13 protein-coding genes are annotated in these 19,465 nt (G+C 36.2%); 5 read left to right on the top strand and 8 right to left on the bottom strand.

From position 1 onward, the window contains the following. Positions 1–115 precede the first annotated feature (115 nt). Together CSW08_RS05900 and CSW08_RS05895 are read right to left on the bottom strand one after the other, a co-directional pair. A complete protein-coding gene (locus tag CSW08_RS05900; RefSeq protein ID WP_106658977.1) occupies positions 116–469 on the bottom strand; it encodes a hypothetical protein in 354 nt (117 codons plus the stop codon). A gap of 18 nt (positions 470–487) precedes the next feature. Next, on the bottom strand, positions 488–1,363 hold the full coding sequence (locus tag CSW08_RS05895; RefSeq protein WP_106658976.1) for a hypothetical protein: 876 nt from the start codon (positions 1,361–1,363) through the stop codon (positions 488–490). A 118-nt stretch (positions 1,364–1,481) separates the two neighbouring features. On the opposite strand from CSW08_RS05895, the gene CSW08_RS05890 reads away from it, so the two are divergent. Next, positions 1,482–1,700 carry a helix-turn-helix domain-containing protein gene (locus tag CSW08_RS05890; protein ID WP_106658975.1) on the top strand — a complete coding sequence of 73 codons (219 nt, stop codon included), beginning with the start codon at positions 1,482–1,484 and terminating at the stop codon, positions 1,698–1,700. Between the two features lie 464 nt (positions 1,701–2,164). Then, positions 2,165–2,386 carry a BfmA/BtgA family mobilization protein gene (locus CSW08_RS18455; RefSeq protein ID WP_106658974.1) on the top strand — a complete coding sequence of 74 codons (222 nt, stop codon included), beginning with the start codon at positions 2,165–2,167 and terminating at the stop codon, positions 2,384–2,386. A 317-nt stretch (positions 2,387–2,703) separates the two neighbouring features. On the opposite strand, the gene CSW08_RS05880 is transcribed toward CSW08_RS18455, so the two are convergent. The 6 genes from CSW08_RS05880 to CSW08_RS05855 all read right to left on the bottom strand — a co-directional run bounded on the left by CSW08_RS05880 (position 2,704) and on the right by CSW08_RS05855 (position 14,507). Beyond that, the gene (locus tag CSW08_RS05880; protein ID WP_262496538.1) at positions 2,704–3,915 is read right to left on the bottom strand and encodes a site-specific integrase; all 1,212 of its coding nucleotides are present in this window, start codon (positions 3,913–3,915) and stop codon (positions 2,704–2,706) included. Between the two features lie 318 nt (positions 3,916–4,233). Further along, entirely contained in the window at positions 4,234–9,582 is a 5,349-nt protein-coding gene (locus CSW08_RS05875) for a Kelch repeat-containing protein (protein ID WP_106658972.1), read from the bottom strand. A gap of 353 nt (positions 9,583–9,935) precedes the next feature. Then, entirely contained in the window at positions 9,936–11,309 is a 1,374-nt protein-coding gene (locus CSW08_RS05870) for a GH1 family beta-glucosidase (RefSeq protein ID WP_106658971.1), read from the bottom strand. A gap of 99 nt (positions 11,310–11,408) precedes the next feature. After that, complete coding sequence (locus CSW08_RS05865) at positions 11,409–12,398, bottom strand: glycosyltransferase family protein (RefSeq protein WP_106658970.1); 990 nt, start codon at positions 12,396–12,398, stop codon at positions 11,409–11,411. Between the two features lie 10 nt (positions 12,399–12,408). Beyond that, positions 12,409–13,284 (bottom strand): UDP-2,3-diacylglucosamine diphosphatase, encoded by an 876-nt coding sequence (locus CSW08_RS05860; protein ID WP_106658969.1) that lies wholly within the window; start codon positions 13,282–13,284, stop codon positions 12,409–12,411. Between the two features lie 341 nt (positions 13,285–13,625). Beyond that, positions 13,626–14,507 (bottom strand): LysR family transcriptional regulator, encoded by an 882-nt coding sequence (locus CSW08_RS05855; protein WP_106658968.1) that lies wholly within the window; start codon positions 14,505–14,507, stop codon positions 13,626–13,628. Positions 14,508–14,605: 98 nt separating this feature from the next. Between CSW08_RS05855 and hutH the strand changes: the two genes are divergently transcribed. From hutH to hutI, 3 genes are all read left to right on the top strand, one after another. After that, positions 14,606–16,096, top strand: a complete 1,491-nt coding sequence (hutH, locus tag CSW08_RS05850) for a histidine ammonia-lyase (protein ID WP_106658967.1) — start codon at positions 14,606–14,608, stop codon at positions 16,094–16,096. A 126-nt stretch (positions 16,097–16,222) separates the two neighbouring features. Then, complete coding sequence (locus CSW08_RS05845) at positions 16,223–18,220, top strand: urocanate hydratase (protein WP_106658966.1); 1,998 nt, start codon at positions 16,223–16,225, stop codon at positions 18,218–18,220. Further along, positions 18,220–19,458, top strand: a complete 1,239-nt coding sequence (gene hutI / locus CSW08_RS05840) for an imidazolonepropionase (protein ID WP_106658965.1) — start codon at positions 18,220–18,222, stop codon at positions 19,456–19,458. The genes CSW08_RS05845 and hutI overlap by 1 nt, the downstream gene beginning before the upstream one ends. The last annotated feature ends 7 nt before the right edge of the window (positions 19,459–19,465 follow it).

Genomic DNA, 19,465 nt, shown 5'->3' with positions numbered 1-19,465 from the left:
GTGTTCCTTTTTCTTTTTCATTGTTATTTCTACTTAAGATTAAAAAAGAAAAGGAAAACGCTCAAGATATAATAAGTAAATGATTTTATAACTTTAAAATCAATTATGACCTGCTTTAAGCTTGTTTGTTTGGTTTGACGTTTTGTTGTTCAGACAGAAGCTGTTCTATCCTTTGCAGACAAAACATTTGGTCGTGAGGTAATAGGTCTATGATTATTTCTAACACTTTTGTGACGCTTGATATTTGGGTTTTGTTTTCATGTTTTGGTGATACAAAACCACCATTACCATCTAATGCATAATAGCATACTTCTAAAAGAGCAGAAATTGAGCTTGTGATATCCTCATTATCTTCTACTTCAAAGTTTATGGTTTTTCTAATCCTTTTTCCATAGGTTTCTTTTTGTACACCAGAAAATTGACCCATCAACTTTTTTATAGCTTTTAATTTCTTTTTTTTATTTTTCATGAGCTTCGAATTATTGTGTTAATCTAATTTGTTGGTATGGCAATGGATTTTTTTAAGCTCCTCTAGGTGTTTGTCTCCGATGTCCATAGCTTCTTCGAAAAACCGTTCACAGCGGTTAAAGGCTTTGTCCGAGTCCCTATTCGAGAATTCATTTTCTGCCTTAAAGCGCATGATGTGGTGGGCATTGCATAGGATATAGTGCATCCGGTGCAGTCCATAAGTCTCTTTTGGGAATATGGTCTGTGGCAAATTGCTAAAATGGCTGCAAAGGTGCAACATATAAGTAAGGGCGTAGTGCTGTGGCTTAAATTCCCAAAATGCATACAACAGTCCTAAACATATTTGTTCAATGGCATAGTGCATGGTCATCAGTCTGGAAGTGACATCTTCTGTGGGTTCAATGCTATCCAAAATGGACAGTAGATAAGCTGCACGTTTCATTCTAGCGTCCCATATTTTTTGGATGTCTTCATAGACCTTTGGGTGGATCAATATCTGATACTTTTTAAATCTTAAAAGGGTGTCATCCGCCCTATATATACAGGGCGTTTGGAAAATGGTCTTTAACAAAAAATTATTGCCATAATCCAATCGCTTGATCGCATTTGCCAATGTGTAATAAATGACATAGACCTTACAACTTTGCTGCATTTGGTTATAGATACCGTCCATAAATTCATTCAACCCCTTGGACATGGGTTTGTCACCTATAATCAACAAAGTATAAATGACCGTTTTTTGTTTATCGGCATATACAGGGGATAAAAAAACAGCTCTATTTTTTTTCTCCTTATTCACACCGATGACATATACAGAATGTAATGGTAATATTGTTTTCAATAAACCTATGAGTTTTGACTCTAAATAGAATTTTGTTTGTGTATTTGCTTTCATGACTTTTGTATTAGGATGGTAGATTATATTTCTAAATTCGAAGGATATTCAAATTTAAAAAAAGGTTATGATATATCATAACCTTTTGTGTTCTTTTTTTATAGAAATTGAACTTTATATGACTGAAGAAGAGAAAATATTCCTTAAAAAAATTGGAGCAAATATCGCTAAACTGAGAAAGGCGAAAGGTTTTAGTCAGTTAGATTTGTGCTCCATAATTAAAATGGAGAAGCCCAATTTATCAAGTATTGAAAATGGGAGACAGAATGTTACTTCACTGACATTGTTGAAAATTTCAGAGGCAATCGGAGTGGAAGTAATTTCCTTTTTTGAATGAGGTTATAGAAAGAGATGAACTTCCCTTTTTTAATAACGACTCCATTTTTCTTAACGCAGTTTAAAAACTAGTCTTTAATTTCACTAATACTTTTAAAATCATATAATTAACTCTTAAAACTATTCATTTGAGAGTAACTCACGTTTTTATTTTTTCCTTTAAATGGATATATTTATAGGAGTCGGTTAAAGATCCTGTTACTACTTTTTGACATGCTAGAATGTTTTATAAGTTATCCATTATTTGTAATAATTTAGGATTCTTATATGACGAATAATTATTGAATCTGTAAAATTAATGGATAAGCAAGAGGGTAACACGCGATGCGATGTTACTTGATTTTATTTTTAGTGCAATCCCTTGCTATCAGTGGGATTGAATGTTTTTTAATAATAAGGACTTTAAGCCTTTTTTACTAAAAAACCGTCGCAGCCCAATAAAATCAACAAATTTTTTACTAAAAAATGGACAAAGGGTATGAAAAAGAGAAGTTTGAGACCATCAAGATTAAAACCTCTGTGGCTAAACGCTTTAGGAATTATTGTAGAACAATTTCCAAATCGAAGTCCATGACCACAAAATCGATTTTGATAATTTTAGAAAAAGTAATAATGTTTAACATGTCAAAATCGCTCAAAATAGTGCAAATAAAATTAAAGGAGGTTGACCAATATTGGTACAAGTAGTGTACCGATGCCGTACCAAAATTTGGACAAGCGCTGGACAAGCAATGGACAAGCGCTGGTATCTATATATAAACATATACAAACAATATAAAAACATAAACAAACTTTAAAAAACATAAAATGTTTAAAATTTATTTGAATTATCTTAAAATTTGGAAAAAATATCAAAACACCAAAACGATGCAAATTTTATCAATCAAATTTCTTCAAAACAATCATGGGGTTGACCAAAATATGGACTACCAAGTTGGATTTGACGAGGTGCTAAATTAGGGGGTGGATGATTTTATTGGTTTAATTCTTTCTTGGGATTTATACTAGTCATTTAAAAAACTGAGACTTAATCTTTCGTTGTATCTGTCCAAAATTTCATTTGGAAGCGTTTTAAGATAGATTTGAGTTGTATTCAGCTTACTGTGACCAAGCATCGAAGAAATTGCCTGTAATGGAATATCTTGAAGCATGGCATTAGTTGCAAAACTATGTCGTGAAACATAAGAAGATAATGTTTGGTCAATCTTGCACAGAAGAGCAATTTTTTTTAGTTTGTCATTATACATGGCTCTTAATCTACCTACATCGTCATACTGCTGTTTTGGTTCTTCTCTCATGATAATTGGGAACAGAAAATCTTTTTTTGATTTACCTACTTTATAAAATTTTAAAATTTCATTTAGCGGATCTGATATTTTTATATCGTAATTTTTTAAGGTCTTCTTTCGTTGATAAACAACCCTACCGTTTTTTATATCCCCTACTTTTAAAAATGCCATATCCATAAATGGCATACCATAAAGCATATATGATATTAAAAAATAATTTCTTGCATGGAATAATTCATGTTCAACAGGTAGCTGTAAATCCAATATTTTTTTAATATGCGAAATGTCTATTGCTCTTTTTTTAGTAGGAGCAACTCTAATTTTGTATTCAGAAAATGGATAAGCTTCTTTATCAATACAACCATCTTTAATGCCTTTGTTATAAATGGCTCTTATTGTTCTCATATAGAATGCTAGACCATTTATACTATTGTCTTCTTTTGTTAAATGGAATTTTTCAAATCTCATGAGGAAGTCATAATTAACTTCATTGAATTTTATATCAATCTTTTGGGCAAAGGTTTGCATGATTCCTATAGTGAATTTATATGAACGGGCAGTTCCGAAACGCCGAACGTCTGTTAGTTCTTTTACTAAATGATTCCCATACTCTGTAAATGAACTGTAGTTTACTTTTCTTGTTATTTTCTGTTTTACTTGATTAATAGAAAGATACTGTAATTCTCCTTTATCATGAAGTCTATTTATAATCTCATTTATTCGCGCATTTTCCTTTAAAAGTATTATATTTAATAAACGAACAGATTCAACTTTCTTATAGCTGGTCTTAACTTCTTTTTTCTTTTCATCCCAATGTATTTCAAGGATGGAGTACCCGGTAGAAATTGAGGTTGTTTTTCTATTATGAGTAAGTCGAAAAATGATAGGATATTTGCTATCTTTTTTCATTCTTCGTTGATCTAACATTAAGGTTATAAGCGTGTTCATAACCGTAAGTTAATAAAAAAATTTGCAAACAATTTGCAAACATTTCTTTGATATCAATTGATATCAGTTGAAATCAAAATTTATTAAAATGTTGAAAATCAATATGTTAAAATTTTTATTGTATAGATTTTTCTGTCTGATTGACGGCTCATAATCAGGTGGTCCCTGGTTCGAGCCCAGGTGGGACCACTTTTAGAGATTGTAAAGCCTCGCATTTCTGCGAGGCTTTTTTATTTCAAAAAAAATGTAATAGTTGGGTTATTAATAATTGCCAATAGCACTTTATAAAAACAGCATTTAGTTGTTTATTACCAATCTTGCTTTATGAACAACACTTCCTTTAGAAAGTATATATAAGGTATATAGCCCCGATTGTAAACCTCTAACATCTATTTGCTTTTTGAATGTTGACTGTTCAGAATTGTCATTTTTTATTTTTTTAATCAATCTACCAGTGATATCAAACAACAAGAAATCGGTAACATCAATGGATGAAGATTTTATTTCAACATAAACATATTCACTTGATGGATTTGGATATATAGTAAATACATTAGATATATTATCTTTCTCATCAGGCGATGATAGTGTAGAATCATAACTTAACGAAATATCCAATGAAGCATTAGCGCCGTAGTCAATAGTTAGTATGGCATTTTTTTCTGTACCAGCACCAATAAAATCAACAGAGATTATTTTGGAGGAATTAGATTTTAAGAGCACATTATTTAAATTTCCAGATTGGATAACAAAATCATCGTCATCATGCCCGTTTATCTCAACCGAACGGATAAAGATTCCCGTATTTCCATTTTCTAAGTCCAATGTTATGTCTTGGCTATTTTGTACGCTAAAATCAACCGTGGTGGGACCCATTAATTCACTAGCATCCAAAGGTATCCCCGTTGGACTATCACTTCCATAAAACTCCATATTCTTTTGCTTTCCGCCACCCATAACAGGGGAGCCTGCTACTACAAAGATACCGTTTCCGGAAACGATTCCCTGCGTGCCATGCCTTGGATGAATGAGGCTTGCCCCTGTGGACCAAGATTGGTCTAAAGGGTCATATATTTCGGTAATATCAAGCGCATTTACATTTGTAGAAACTTCCCCGCCAGCAATGACAAGCTTGTTGTTAAAATTCGCTACAATAGCCCCGGCTCTAGGGGTGGGAATATTTTGATCTGAAGGAAGCGAGCTCCAGCTATTCGTAGAAAAATCATAAACATCTACTTCTGGGATTACTGGAGCGAATGTGCCCCCATCTCCACCAGAGAGTCGTCCTGATGCCGCGTAAAGTTTATTGTTAATCACTACGGCATGAAAATGGTCGCGGGATCTTGGTGCATTTGTCAGCGTTGTCCAGGTACCTAACACAGGATCATACTCGTCGAACCAAGGGACATAGCCTCCGTTATGGCCAATGGTATTGCCACCAACAATATAGAATTTATCATTATGGACAACCAGTCCCGCAGATCCTCTTCTTCTACCGGAAGGTATTTCTGGACCTTGAATCCATTGCTGAGCTACAGGATCGAAGGCCCATATAAAATCGGCAGGAGTTTCATTGGGGAATGAGTTTGTTTGAAAGGCGCCTATCACCCATATAAGTCCTTGGTATTCGGTGGCCTGAAAATGATTGAACTCCATAGGTGCTGAATCCACAAGAGAGTTCCAGCTATTTGAAGTGTAATTGTAAACATCTAAGGTTTTTGAGTTTTCCCTACCCCCAAGCAAATAAAACTTATCACCTGCCTGTACAAAAGAGCACTCGTGGCGAGCCGTATAATTTTCATTTTCATTTTTGTCAAACCACGCCAAATCATTAACGGTCCAGCTAAAATTTGTGGTAACCGAAGTCGATCCAACCTTTTCTACAGTAACGGTAACACCATGTACACCATCATTATTTGTGCCCCCGTTGGAAGCCGTTTGATCGATGGTTCCATAAATTAATCCATTGGTGGGTTCAATATTTATCCCTAGAGGCTGCCCGTCAATGCTATAGGTGAAATTATTATTAGGGTTTCCACCAGAGGCGGAAACGCCCAAAGTACTAATAACATCTCCCGTTAGATTTGTTTGGTTTGCTATTGGATTTACCGATAAAGGAGGATATTGTGGAGGGGCAGCCATTATTTCTATGGCGTTTAATAATGGGTTTTCCACCTCATGCAAAAACTGGATGTTAAGCACACCACCAGACACGGTCACTGGATAGGTTACCATGCCGCCTGACTGATGGCCAAAACGGGCTATAAGATCCATGTTGTCTTCAACGATCACTCCTTCTATTTCAATATCAAAAACACGGTCACCTATTTCTGAAGTCCCTACAAAACTGTTGCCCATATACAAATTAACCTGATAGTCACCATTTTGTAACACGAATGTAAATTCCATTTCAGGGCTTGCGGTAACGTCATAGCGTTCGTAGGCAAAAATGGCATTGTATGTTGATTCGTCTATATAGTCAGGAATGGAACTATGACGGTTTATATTTAATAATCCGCCATTATAAATGGTCCCAGTATTAACCGAATAACTGGGTCCTGATGTTGCCCCAGCGACATTATTCTGTTCCCAATTGGCCCCACCATCCGTAGCTGAAACTGCGGCACCACCAGCATTGACCCTGGCAAGAATTAATGAAGAATTGATAATGCTTACCGTGAACGTATCTTCTACAAAATAACCATTTAAGTCAGATGCCCGTATGGTAATATCTGCTGTCTGTAATTCAGATGGATATGTTATAGTCAGTAGATTATTAGAAATACTGGCCAATATATTTGGATTGGTATTAAGCGCCACACTGTAAGTTAAATTAGCCGTCCCATTATTATCCTCAAAGTAGTCATCCAAATCAAACATGTCGTCTGGAGCACCTGATTCCCTTTGCAGATTAGGAATGTTTTGTACCATATAGGGCTTTTCGGCAGTTACGTTTAAAAAATCCCAAGTCCCTTCTAACTCTACGCCATCTTCATTAGAAGCACCAATCAATCCGACGGCTAAATCTGTGCTTGAACTTTGTAAAGCTTGTAAAATGGAGCCTTGTGCCACTATAGTGCCTAAGGTTGTGAGCGAACCTTCGTCTATTTGAAACTTAAGGGTTACTTGTCCGATTGAGGGATCAATTTCAAAAAAGAATTTAATTCCAGAAGTCGGCCTATTAGCTTGTGGTAAATTATATGTTATGGGGCTTTGGGGAATATCCTCAATTTCTTGAAGAGCCACAAAACCAGTTGTTGTCACCACAAATTTTATGTAGTTGCTTTGTGTGCCATCGCCAATAAAGAATCCCAACTCACCTGAAGGCGCTGATAGGTTTTCATAAAGTGTTAAAGGGCCATTGAACCCAACCATTCCTCCTGAAACTGTAATTATGCCAGAATCATTTTGGATTTGTACGCCGTACTGATATCCTTTCTCTTGATTGTTAGAAGTCCCAAGGGCAGTACCCGACGTCATCTGCGATGTCATAAGCCCAGGGGCACCTCCTAATATATCATTTGGATTAGGGTCATTTGGATCATCCTTCCTATCTAGCCACAGAAGCCAATTGGCACCTGTATCTCCGTTATTCATAAGCCCTGTTAGACCAAGACCATAAATTCCTCCAAGGTTTTGTTGATCATTGAAAAAATCATTCAATATTGGAATAGTGAAAGCGTCACTTCCTTCTACCGTAGGATCTCCCAATTGAAAAGGATCCAGAGCGTCGGGGATTCCATCAAAATCATCGTCAGGATCATTCAAATCGGATATTAATTGACCGCCCATCACTTTATCCCAATCATCAGGTTGAGAACCTCCGTTACATATTTCAGTCCCATTGTCTTCCTCATCTTGGTTTGAATAACCATCACTATCATAATCAGCATTCGCATCATATAAAGGATCGCTAGGGTCTAAACAATTTAAAAAATCTGTTGGTTCAAAAACTACTATTTTCCCATTCAAGGTACCTGCCCATACCGTTCCGGGAAAAATATCAAAATCGCTATTACAGGTTATGCCAAGGGCATTTCCCCCCATCCCTGAAAGGAAATTAGATGTTAGTCCACCTGATGCCAACGTGCCGTTGGCATTAAGTTGCACGCGTCTAATGAGTCCATTGTGTGTACCAGCCAAAAGATTGCCCTGCATGACGCCACCAAAGTTGGATGCCGTATATTCGTCTATTCCGTTGGTATTGGTGCCCCATGTCACAACAGGATCATCATTTGGTCCATCTGGGTTTATCATACCTGGTCCACGCCAATCGCCTTCTACCGTGTTGGCTTCAGATACTGGAAGCGGCGGCCAATTAACAGGTAGGGCTTCATTTGGATTCGAAGTCGAACCGGGCGTACTTCCGTCGGGATCATATTTAAGTGTTCGGAAAACATTGTTTATGCCATCGGCGGTATATAAACCTGCCCCTACTGGATTTGCTCTTGTGGGGTTTGGATGCCCACCATAATATGTTTCAGGAAGGGTTCCAAAGGCATAAGCCTGTAAGTTTGTGGTTACCAATTGCAAATGGTCTAGATTATTAACCATTTCACCATATAGTAAACTATCGCTACTGCCGGGTTCAGCAGGGTTATAATCATTGGTCACGGAGCCGCCCCCTTCGTTCATAGGTAGGCCGCCCCAGCCACCATTGGCGCCGTTATCTGTAACATATAGTGCACCGCTCTCTGTTACAACGAGGTCATAGGCGTTGCGATATCCGGGAGATAGTATTTGAACAGGACCTCCAGGGACTAATATGGCTTGATTAAGTCCATCGTTGCCGCCCCAAGGATCATTGATATCCAGAGGGGAATAATTTGGATCATCGGGATCCTCAGATGCGGGAGACCCGTCCGCATGAATATTTGGGCGCGTGGGGTCATCCAAAGTAGGAAGATCATATATGTAGGCCCTGCCATTATCATCCAAAATAGGCATGGTTTCCAGAGCAGTTAGATTTACAGCCAGAATAGCACCAGAAAGAGCATACTCGCAAGAATATACGAAATTGGTAGAAGGAGAGCCTCCATTGGTATGGCCACCTTGTGCTACTATTAGGTAATCGGTTCCATTGATGGTCACAAATTCAAGACCGTTTGTTGCATGGTTTTCTTCGGAACGAGGAAGCCCTCTTACAATATCTACCACATTCCAAGCGCTTCCATTCCAGCTAAATCTTGTTATGACACCAGAATTGGTGTCAAGATTAACATCTCCATTACCACCACCTTCACCAGCTCCAATACGAAAATCGCTTGATGTTACATAAATCACAGGATTGGTTGGGGTGCCAACGACCGTGAGGCCTAGGGTTTCCCTATTCAAACTGGAGTACAGGGTGCCGTCATCGTTGTGATCGGGCATGGTGCGTATGCCGTCCAAAATCTCTACATTAGTAGCAACATAATTGATGGGGCTGTTTCTCTGAATTGTGAGTATTTTAATGGCTCCCGTATATTCTGCTACATACAAACGATTATCAGGGCCGTACATTAAAGAAGTAACACCACCATTTACATTACCAGTTCCGGAGAACGTTAATATGGACTGGCTCCAGCTCTGAGCAAAAGCGTTATATGATAACAGTATAAAAATGAAGTATATGAAATTACAGAAAATTTTAATTTGAGGGACCATGATATTTAAATTGGATAAATAAGTAATCAAATTTAGAAATCTTAATGTTAAGATATTCTGTTTAAGGAGGTTATTCGTTTAATTGTGTCTATTCTGGGTTGATTAGGAAGGTTTATTGCAAATACCAACATGCTTTAGAATAGATAATATGGAAATAATGTTATGAGGCTATTATTTTGAACCAACCCATAAGCATTATGGATATGATTATGGTTTACAGACGTATTTTATTGACCATTTAAAATGAAGTCTTATTTTCTTTTGATTTATAAACGTATAGGATTGTAGAATTAAAAATAAAATTACTTGATTATAGCAAGATCATTTTTGATATTGTAAAAACGTTTCAGGTTTTAAGGTTTTATGTATCCCAAAAAGCTTTGATACCATTTACCTGAAGCTTTAATAATCCGCTTTTGGGTTTCAAAATCGGTATAAACCAATCCAAATCGTGGATGGTAGCCTTCTGCCCATTCAAAATTATCGGTAAAGGTCCAAACAAAGTAGCCTTCTACATCAAAGCCATCTTTTTTGGCTTTATAAACCTGTTCTAAATGGGATTGTAAGTAATGAAGTCTGTCAACATCTTCTATGGTGCCATTGATTAAGTTATCAGTAAAAGCGGCACCATTTTCGGTAATAATCATTTTTTTAACTCCACTATATTGGCTAAATTGTTTAATCATATTATAAATACTGGGCGGATACACTTCCCAATCCATCAACGTTGTTTTTACATTCCGTTTGGAGGCTTTTACAATTTTAGCCTGTAAATAAGGCACTAAATAGCTGTGAGTAATCATTTCACGTGTATAATTTTGCACACCAATAAAATCGAACTCGAATGCAGCATTTTTTAAGTCGTCCGGTTTTATATAAGCTTCAATGCGCTTGAGAACCGGAACTTCTTCTGTCGGATATCCCAAACCTAACGAAGGTTCAATAAAAAGCCGATTCAACAAAGCATCAGCCTTTTTTGCGGCTATAAAATCTCTAGGCGTATCTCGAAACGGTGTTGTTTGTGCACATGAAAATGTGGTACCAATAAAAGCATCGGAGACTAAATTTCGCAAGATTCTACCCCCAGCAGCTTGGCACATTACAGCGTGGTGTATGGCAGGTAAAAAATGTTTTAAGCCTTTATAACCTGGTGCATGCACTCCTAAAAAATAACCAGCCCCAGTAAAAACCATCGGTTCATTTAAAACCATCCAATTTTTTATACGGTCTCCAAAATGGGTGGCGCAAACTTGTACGTAATTTTCAAACCAAGATACGATGTCCCTGTTCGTCCAACCACCTTTGTCTTGAAGCGCTTGCGGTAAATCCCAGTGATAAAGCGTTACCCACGGCGTGATGCCACATTCTGAACAAAAATCAATCACTTTATTATAATAATCAATACCTGCTTGACTTATATCTCCAATGCCATTGGGAATAATGCGTGACCATGCTAATGAAAACCTGAAATTTTTAATATTCATGGATTTCATTAACAAGATATCTTCCTCAAACTTATTGTAGAAATCGCAGGCTATTTGACCATGGTGGTTATTAAATGTATTTCCTTTTTTAGAAGTGAACTGATCCCAAATGGAAGCGCCTTTGTCATGAACGCTATGCGCTCCTTCGATTTGATAAGCAGCCGTGGAAACGCCAAAAACAAAATCTTTTCCGAAATCTTGTGGTTTTAATATGAAGTTTGTTTGGGGATGGTTAAAATCCATAAATTTTTTTTGAAAAAGTTCTCAATTCAATTTGCTTGTTGCAAATCAATCAAACCGATAACGTATTTGGAATTAATTAGATTAATTGAATAACATGAACTATAGATTTTCTTCTAATATCTTATCTATAATATGTTCTGTAATATCGGGGTAGTTAACCTCAATAATTGTATCACTATCTATCCAATCTTTAATATTTTTAAGGTATTTCTTTTTAAAGGATTTTATAACGGGTACGCCCATATCTTTTAAAGCTGCGGCATTACATTGTTGTTCATATTGTCCTTTCATAGGGATGACTAACAATTTCTTTTTCATATAAAGGGCTTCGGCAGGCGTTTCAAAGCCAGCACCACAAAGAACGCCTTTGCTGGTCGCCATACTAGTTATAAAAGCTTCATTGGTAATAGGCTGTACCGTGATATTTTTATCTGAAACTATTTTTTTATTGTGTTTTGAAAATACCTCCCAAGTAACATCCTTAATCTTAGATAATATGCTCAATATTTTTTCATCATCATAAGAAGGCAAATACACCGTATAATGGTCGCCCGTTGTACAATTAGCACCTCTAATATCTTGCCTAATAACGGGCGTGAATATGGTATCTTCATAAGCCTTAAAATGAAATCCATATTGTTTGGTTGTTGGCGCGTATTTTTTAAGAATGAGTTTTCCTAATGGGTCTTTCTTTTTGGGTTTTGGAGCTTCAGGTGATAATACGGCAGATTGATGACTTAAGCTAACACATGGTATTTTTTTTAATTTACAGGCCCAAGCCGATACAGGTTCAAAATCATTTATAATTAAATCGTAATTCTCAACAGGAAGACTCATTATTTCTTTATGAAGACGCATGGTTTTAGCTTTAAAATAGGTTTTCCAAACATCTACACCGCCTTTTTTGCCAAAAATGAAACTCAATCCTTTTAATTGATAGCTTATGGGATAAGGCAGATTAATATCGGCCTGAGTGCCACTGATAAGAATATCCAATACAACACCTTTTTTTTGGAGAATAGGAATGATGTCGCGCGCTCTACTTAAATGTCCGTTACCGGTACCTTGAATGGCATATAGTATTTTCATTTGGGGCTGATTATAAAACGTTTGTTTTGAGCTGTTTCGATTCGGTTTGAAATTCTTTCATTAAATTTTGAAATAGATCTTTGGTTTCCAATAGCTCTTCGTCTTCATCATCTTCATCAGAATAAGTACCGTCTTCAACCGTTACATGGTCTTTAAAACTGAACAAATGCCATTTGTTATCATAATATTCCAAAGCGGTTAAATTCTCCACCCAATCGCCCGAATTCAAATACATCACAGAACCTTCAGCAGTTTCTATTTTTTTTATTTCTGGTTGATGAATGTGACCACAAACCACATAATCGTAATTATTTTCAATGGCAATATCAGCAGCAATTTTTTCAAAATTATTAATGAATTTTATAGCCGATTTCACGCCATTCTTTATTTTTTTGGACATCGAGATAGGACCTTTACCAAATTTAGAAGCAAAAAAGTTGATGGCGCTATTCAGTAAAATCAAAGAATCGTAACCCACAGCGCCCAGTTTTGCGATGTATTTGGAGTGTTGCATGGTGACATCGAACACATCACCGTGGAACACCCAGGTTTTTTTACCATCCAGTTCCAGCAATTCTTTATTAGAAATGCTAAACGTACCCAATTGAAACCCTACAAATTTCCGAAGCATCTCATCATGGTTTCCTGTGATGTAATTTACCTCGACGCCTTTAGATATTAATGAAGTAATGTGTTTTATAACTTTCATGTGCGATTTTGGCCAATAGCGTTTGCTAAACTGCCAAATATCTATAATATCGCCATTTAGAATAACCCTTTCTGGCTTAACGGACTTTAGGTATTTTAATAATTCTTTGGCGCGGCATCCGTAAGTGCCCAAATGCACATCGGAAATGACAACAATATCAACAGCTCTTTTTTTCATGCGTTGGTATGATGATTTGGTTGTTATGTATTTTGAATTGGAGAGAAGGTGAGTAGCCACTTAAATAAGTAGTTACTTTTACTACTAGAGTAGATTGATGATTTATCAGGATCATCATTTGCTTAAAATAGATATTTCGCAAATAGTTGTATTATAAAACCACAAAGGTGCGACCTATATTTAAAATATAGGTTAACATATTGTTATTAAGGGATTAAGGTTGTGGTTTGGAAAAGAAGATATTTTGAGAGGCTCCTTTAACTATAATGATATGAAATCGTTTTCATGTTTTATATCAGATGTCGAAATGAACTTATCTCTTTTTCTGTAGCAAATCAAGCTCATTTAATTAAATTCAAAAAATGAACTAACATAGGGTTTATATTGTTTTTGTCCCACACGGCAGATAATACGGTGCGTTGTGAAATGGTATCTAATTCAATAAATTTTATGGAATCATTGTTTACGGTCTGCAGTGATTTGGGAACTATAGACACGCCAAATTTATGTTCTACTAATTTATAAATGGAATCTGCGTGAATGGTATTATGAGACACCATAGGGCTAAAACCACTCTCATCAAAAATCTCCATGACTTTTTCATAATACGACGCACTATATTCTGGGTCGAATAATATGAATGGTTCGGATTTTAACTGTGCTATATTTTTAAAATTGGAACGGTCAATAGGATGGTCTTTGGGCAATACCAAGCAAAAGGTTTCTTTTAAAAGCGGATAAATTTCTAAGCCTCTTGGCACGCGTTCTAACCTTACAAACCCTATATCAATATCCTGAGCAAGCAAGCCTTCTATTTGCTTTTGATTGTCCATTTCTTTTAAACTAAATAAAACACTTGGGTGGTTTTGTGTAAATTTTAATAGTAATTCGGGTATAATGTGTTGCATAGCAGAACCGACATAACCAAAACTTAATTGCCCATCTTTACCTGCTTGTAATAATTTGGCATGATTTAAAATAGCATCTAAACTCTTCAGGTTATTTGATAACTCCTGTTTTAAATATAAACCGGCATTGGTTAATAACACTTGTCGGTTATGGCGATCAAATAAGGTGATGCCTAACTGGTCTTCCATTTCTTTAATTTGCCGGCTTAATCCAGGTTGCGAAATAAAAAGTTTTTCAGCGGCTTTTCTGAAGTGTAAGGTATCGGCAACTGCTAAAAAATAACGTATATGCCTAAGCTCTATTTGATAACTCATGGTTATTAATATTGTGTTAACATAGTCTTGTTAAGCATCAAATTTATTGATAATTTTGTATTTAGAGGCTTAAAATTCAACTTATTATAAATAAAGATATGTTTGCATACGGAACCGACAGACTCGAAGTAGATAAAGTCATGGCTATTACAAATGGCAGCCTGAAAGCAACTTTGTCTAACTATGCCATTTCTAAAATAAATGATTGCAGAGCTAAAGTAGAAAAAATGGCCAATGGTGCTAAAGCTGTTTATGGCATCAATACAGGGTTTGGGCCTTTATGTGATGTGAAGATTTCACCAGAAGAGACTAGCTTGCTTCAAAAAAACTTATTAATAACACATGCCGTTGGCGTTGGTAATCCTATTGCCAAAGAATTATCAAAAATCATGATGATTTGTAAAGTACATGCTTTAAGTCGTGGCTTTTCGGGCATTCGTTTAGAAGTTATAGATCGTATTATTTATTTTATAGAAAATGATTTATTGCCAGTAGTACCCGAGCAAGGTTCGGTGGGAGCATCAGGTGATTTAGCGCCATTATCCCATCTCTTTTTACCATTAATTGGCGAAGGCGAGTTTTGGGTTGAAGATACCATTATGCCAGCAAAAGAGGTCTTAAAGCAACACAACTTACAGCCCATTCAATTACTGGCAAAAGAGGGTTTAGCGCTTATAAATGGTACACAGTTTATATTGGCTCATACCATTATAGGCTTAAATAAAATGAGGTATTTACTCGATTTAGCAGATGTTGCAGGCGCTATGAGTTTAGAAGGTTATCAAGGTAGCGAATCACCTTTTAAAGAATTGTTGCATAGTATTCGTCCATTTAAGGGTAGTATGGAAGTTGCTAAACGCATGCGTATGTTGTTTAAAGACTCCAAGAATATAAAATCGCATGAAAATTGCGAGCGTGTTCAAGACCCGTATTCTATGCGTTGTATCCCACAAGTGCATGGAGCCTCTAGAAATGCTTATTATCACCTCAATGAATTGGCAGACATTGAAATGAATTCTGTAACCGATAACCCTATTGTGTTAAGTGAAAAGGAAGCAATTTCAGGAGGAAATTTTCATGGACAACCACTAGCCATGGCTCTTGATTATGCATCTATAGCAGCTTCAGAATTAGGGAATATCTCCGATAGAAGATGCTATTTATTAATTGAAGGTAAATACGGATTACCAAGATTGTTAACCGCCAGTGGTGGATTAAATTCAGGATTTATGATTCCGCAATACACAACGGCTGCATTGGTATCAGAAAACAAATCGTTATGTTTTCCGCCTTCGGCAGATAGTATTCCAACGTCATTAGGGCAAGAAGACCATGTCTCTATGGGAAGTATCTCTGGGCGTAAATTCAATCAGATTTTGGGAAATATTGAAAAAATATTAGCCATCGAACTCATGTATGCAACACAGGCCATGGAGTTTAGAAGACCAAATACGTTCTCTGATATTATAGAAAAAAACTTTAGGATTATAAGAAGTAAAGTAGCCAAATTAGAAGAAGACCGTATGCTTAAAGATGATATCAATACGTTGATTATGATGGTTAAAAACCAGGCTTTTATAGTAAAATAATAGGGTATGTATTTTAAAAAAGGATTTTCAGTTCGATTGAATTTTACACATGTTTTATTTCAAATTTAGTATAGAGACCCCCTTTTTTTTCAAAATGCAAAACAATTAAAATAATTAAAAATAGTTATGACGTTTAAAGAACTTATACTTCAAGGCATTCCCACTCAAATGCCTCCAAAACATAATTATCCGTTAGATATTAATAGAGCGCCTAAGCGTAAAGATATTTTATCAATAGAAGAAAAGCAGTTGGCTATTAGAAATGCTTTAAGATATTTTCCTAAAAAATGGCATGAAGCATTGGCTTCAGAATTTGCTCAAGAATTGAAGGATTTCGGCAGAATTTATATGTATCGTTTTAAGCCAGCCTATAACATTTTTGCTAGAGCGATTTCCGAATATCCAGCTAAATGTTCGCAAGCGGCAGCCATTATGCTTATGATTCAGAATAATCTGGATCCGGTGGTGGCGCAGCATCCAGAAGAATTAATAACGTATGGTGGCAATGGTGCAGTATTTCAAAATTGGGCACAGTATTTATTGACCATGCAGTATTTAGCAACTATGACCGAAGAGCAAACATTGCATATGTATTCTGGACATCCCATGGGGTTATTTCCATCCTCAAAAAATGCACCAAGAGTTATTGTTACTAATGGTATGATGATTCCAAATTATTCTAAGCCAGATGATTGGGAGAAATTTAACGCACTTGGTGTTACGCAATACGGACAAATGACAGCGGGTTCTTTTATGTATATTGGTCCGCAAGGCATTGTTCATGGAACCACAATTACGGTCATGAATGCTTTTAGAAAAGTATTGAAAAAAGAAGATACAGCAGCGGGTAAAATATTCTTAACCGCTGGTTTGGGAGGCATGAGTGGGGCACAACCCAAAGCTGGAAATATAGCTGGTTGTATTACTATTTGTGCTGAGGTGAATGAAAAAGCAGCTACCAAATGCTACAATCAAGGTTGGGTAGATGTGCTTATTGATTCTATGGACGATTTGGTTGTTCGTGTGAAAGAAGCACAAAAAGATAAGGAAGTTGTCTCAATGGCGTTTATTGGAAATGTGGTTGATGTATGGGAACGTTTTGATGCTGAAGACATTTTTATTCATATAGGTTCAGATCAAACCTCATTACATATTCCTTGGACAGGTGGTTATTATCCTGTTGGTTTATCCTATGAAGAATCCAATAGATTAATCGGAGAAGACCCTATTATTTTCAAAGAAAAGGTACAATCATCGTTGCGCAGACATGCGAAATCTATAAATAAACACTCGATAAAAGGAACCTATTTCTTCGATTATGGTAATGCTTTTTTACTAGAAGCATCTCGAGCTGGAGCAGATGTTATGGCAGAAAATAATGCTGATTTTAAATATGCGTCTTACGTTCAAGATATTTTAGGCCCTATGTGCTTCGATTATGGTTTCGGACCATTTCGTTGGGTTTGCACGTCTGGAAAACCGGAAGATTTAGACAAAACCGATGATATTGCCATGGAGGTCTTACAAAATATTATGAAACAAGCGCCTGAAGAAATTCAGTTGCAAATGCAAGACAACATCACTTGGATTAGAGATGCCAAAAAAAATAAGATGGTGGTTGGTTCGCAAGCTCGTATATTGTATGCCGATGCAGAAGGACGCTCAAAAATTGCGGAAGCTTTTAATAATGCTATAGCAGCAGGAGTTATTGGCCCTGTTGTATTAGGACGAGATCATCACGATGTAAGTGGCACCGATTCACCTTATAGAGAAACCTCTAATATTTATGATGGCAGTAAATTTACTGCAGATATGGCCATTCATAACGTAATTGGTGATAGCTTTAGGGGCGCCACATGGGTTTCTATTCATAATGGCGGCGGTGTTGGCTGGGGCGAAGTGATAAATGGCGGCTTTGGGATGTTGCTAGATGGCACCATAGAAGCCGAAGCCAGATTAAAAAGCATGTTGTTTTTTGATGTAAATAATGGCATCGCTAGAAGAAGCTGGGCTAGAAATAAAGAAGCCTTATTCGCTATTAAACGAGAAATGGACAGAACACCAAATTTAAAGATAACTATCGCTAATTTAGTAGACAATCAACTCATCGAAAATTTATTTTAATGCGCATTTTATTTAAAAATATAAAGGAATTACTTCAGGTACGAGATAAGACAGTTGTATTTGTTTCTGGTAAGGCGATGAACGAATTACCAACTATTAAAAAGGCCTATTTGTTAGTGATAGATGGTATTATTTCAGATTTTGGCATGATGAAGAATTGCCCTGACATAGTAGCCGATGAGGTTATTGATGCCACTGGAAAAATGCTATTACCAACTTGGTGTGATTCCCATACGCACCTAGTTTATTCAGGACATAGAGAACATGAGTTTATTGATAAAATAAAGGGTTTGTCCTATCAAGAAATTGCTAATAAAGGTGGTGGCATTTTGAATTCCGCTAAAAAACTTCAAGAAACCTCTGAAGACGAATTATATGAACAAAGCAAAATACGTTTAGAAGAAGTTATCGCTTTAGGAACTGGTGCTATAGAAATTAAATCGGGCTATGGTTTAACTTTAGAATCTGAATTAAAAATGCTACGTGTTATCAAACGCTTAAAACAAAATTATGCGATACCAATTAAGGCAACATTTTTAGGAGCTCATGCCGTTCCGAATGAATACAAAAACAATAAGAAAGGCTATGTAGACCTTATCATTGATGAAATGATACCGTTAGTTGCAGAAGCAGGACTTGCAGAATATATAGACGTGTTTTGTGAAGCAGGCTATTTTTCTATTGAAGACACTGAATTAATTTTAGAGGCAGGAAAAAAACAAGGATTAATACCTAAAATTCATGTCAATCAATTTACCTCTTTCGGTGGTGTACAAGCTGGTGTAAAATATAATGCCCTTTCTGTCGATCACTTAGAAGAGATGCGAGATGAAGATATCGAGACACTTAAAAATTCCAATACCATGCCTGTTGCTTTACCGGGATGTTCTTTCTTTTTAAGTATTCCATATACGCCAGCACGTAAAATGATTGATGCCGGGTTGCCTTTAGCTTTGGCAACCGATTATAATCCAGGGTCTTCTCCTTCAGGAAATATGAATTTTGTGATATCTACTGCGTGTATAAAAATGAAAATGACACCAGAAGAAGCTATTAATGCAGCTACGATAAATGGAGCCTATGCTATGGGTTTAGAAAAAGAAGTTGGTTCGATTACCGTTGGTAAAAAAGCTAATTTAATTTTAACCAAACCAATAAGTTCTTACGGTTTTATACCGTATGCATTTGGTTCGTCTCAAATAGAAAAAGTGTTTTTAAAGGGAACAGAAATAATCTAATTATTAA

The sequence above is a fragment of the Confluentibacter flavum genome (assembly GCF_002843175.1).
GTDB lineage: Bacteria > Bacteroidota > Bacteroidia > Flavobacteriales > Flavobacteriaceae > Confluentibacter > Confluentibacter flavum.
Note: the sequence above shows the minus strand (reverse complement) of the source record. Positions and strands in the feature narration are given on the sequence as shown.

What these genes read in the sequence shown, in the direction of transcription:
- CSW08_RS05900 (WP_106658977.1), bottom strand. Translation starts at nt 469, where the DNA reads ATGAAAAATAAAAAAAAGAAATTAAAAGCTATAAAAAAGTTGATGGGT.
- CSW08_RS05895 (WP_106658976.1), bottom strand. Translation starts at nt 1,363, where the DNA reads ATGAAAGCAAATACACAAACAAAATTCTATTTAGAGTCAAAACTCATA.
- CSW08_RS05890 (WP_106658975.1), top strand. Translation starts at nt 1,482, where the DNA reads ATGACTGAAGAAGAGAAAATATTCCTTAAAAAAATTGGAGCAAATATC.
- CSW08_RS18455 (WP_106658974.1), top strand. Translation starts at nt 2,165, where the DNA reads ATGGACAAAGGGTATGAAAAAGAGAAGTTTGAGACCATCAAGATTAAA.
- CSW08_RS05880 (WP_262496538.1), bottom strand. Translation starts at nt 3,915, where the DNA reads ATGTTAGATCAACGAAGAATGAAAAAAGATAGCAAATATCCTATCATT.
- CSW08_RS05875 (WP_106658972.1), bottom strand. Translation starts at nt 9,582, where the DNA reads ATGGTCCCTCAAATTAAAATTTTCTGTAATTTCATATACTTCATTTTT.
- CSW08_RS05870 (WP_106658971.1), bottom strand. Translation starts at nt 11,309, where the DNA reads ATGGATTTTAACCATCCCCAAACAAACTTCATATTAAAACCACAAGAT.
- CSW08_RS05865 (WP_106658970.1), bottom strand. Translation starts at nt 12,398, where the DNA reads ATGAAAATACTATATGCCATTCAAGGTACCGGTAACGGACATTTAAGT.
- CSW08_RS05860 (WP_106658969.1), bottom strand. Translation starts at nt 13,284, where the DNA reads ATGAAAAAAAGAGCTGTTGATATTGTTGTCATTTCCGATGTGCATTTG.
- CSW08_RS05855 (WP_106658968.1), bottom strand. Translation starts at nt 14,507, where the DNA reads ATGAGTTATCAAATAGAGCTTAGGCATATACGTTATTTTTTAGCAGTT.
- hutH (WP_106658967.1), top strand. Translation starts at nt 14,606, where the DNA reads ATGTTTGCATACGGAACCGACAGACTCGAAGTAGATAAAGTCATGGCT.
- CSW08_RS05845 (WP_106658966.1), top strand. Translation starts at nt 16,223, where the DNA reads ATGACGTTTAAAGAACTTATACTTCAAGGCATTCCCACTCAAATGCCT.
- hutI (WP_106658965.1), top strand. Translation starts at nt 18,220, where the DNA reads ATGCGCATTTTATTTAAAAATATAAAGGAATTACTTCAGGTACGAGAT.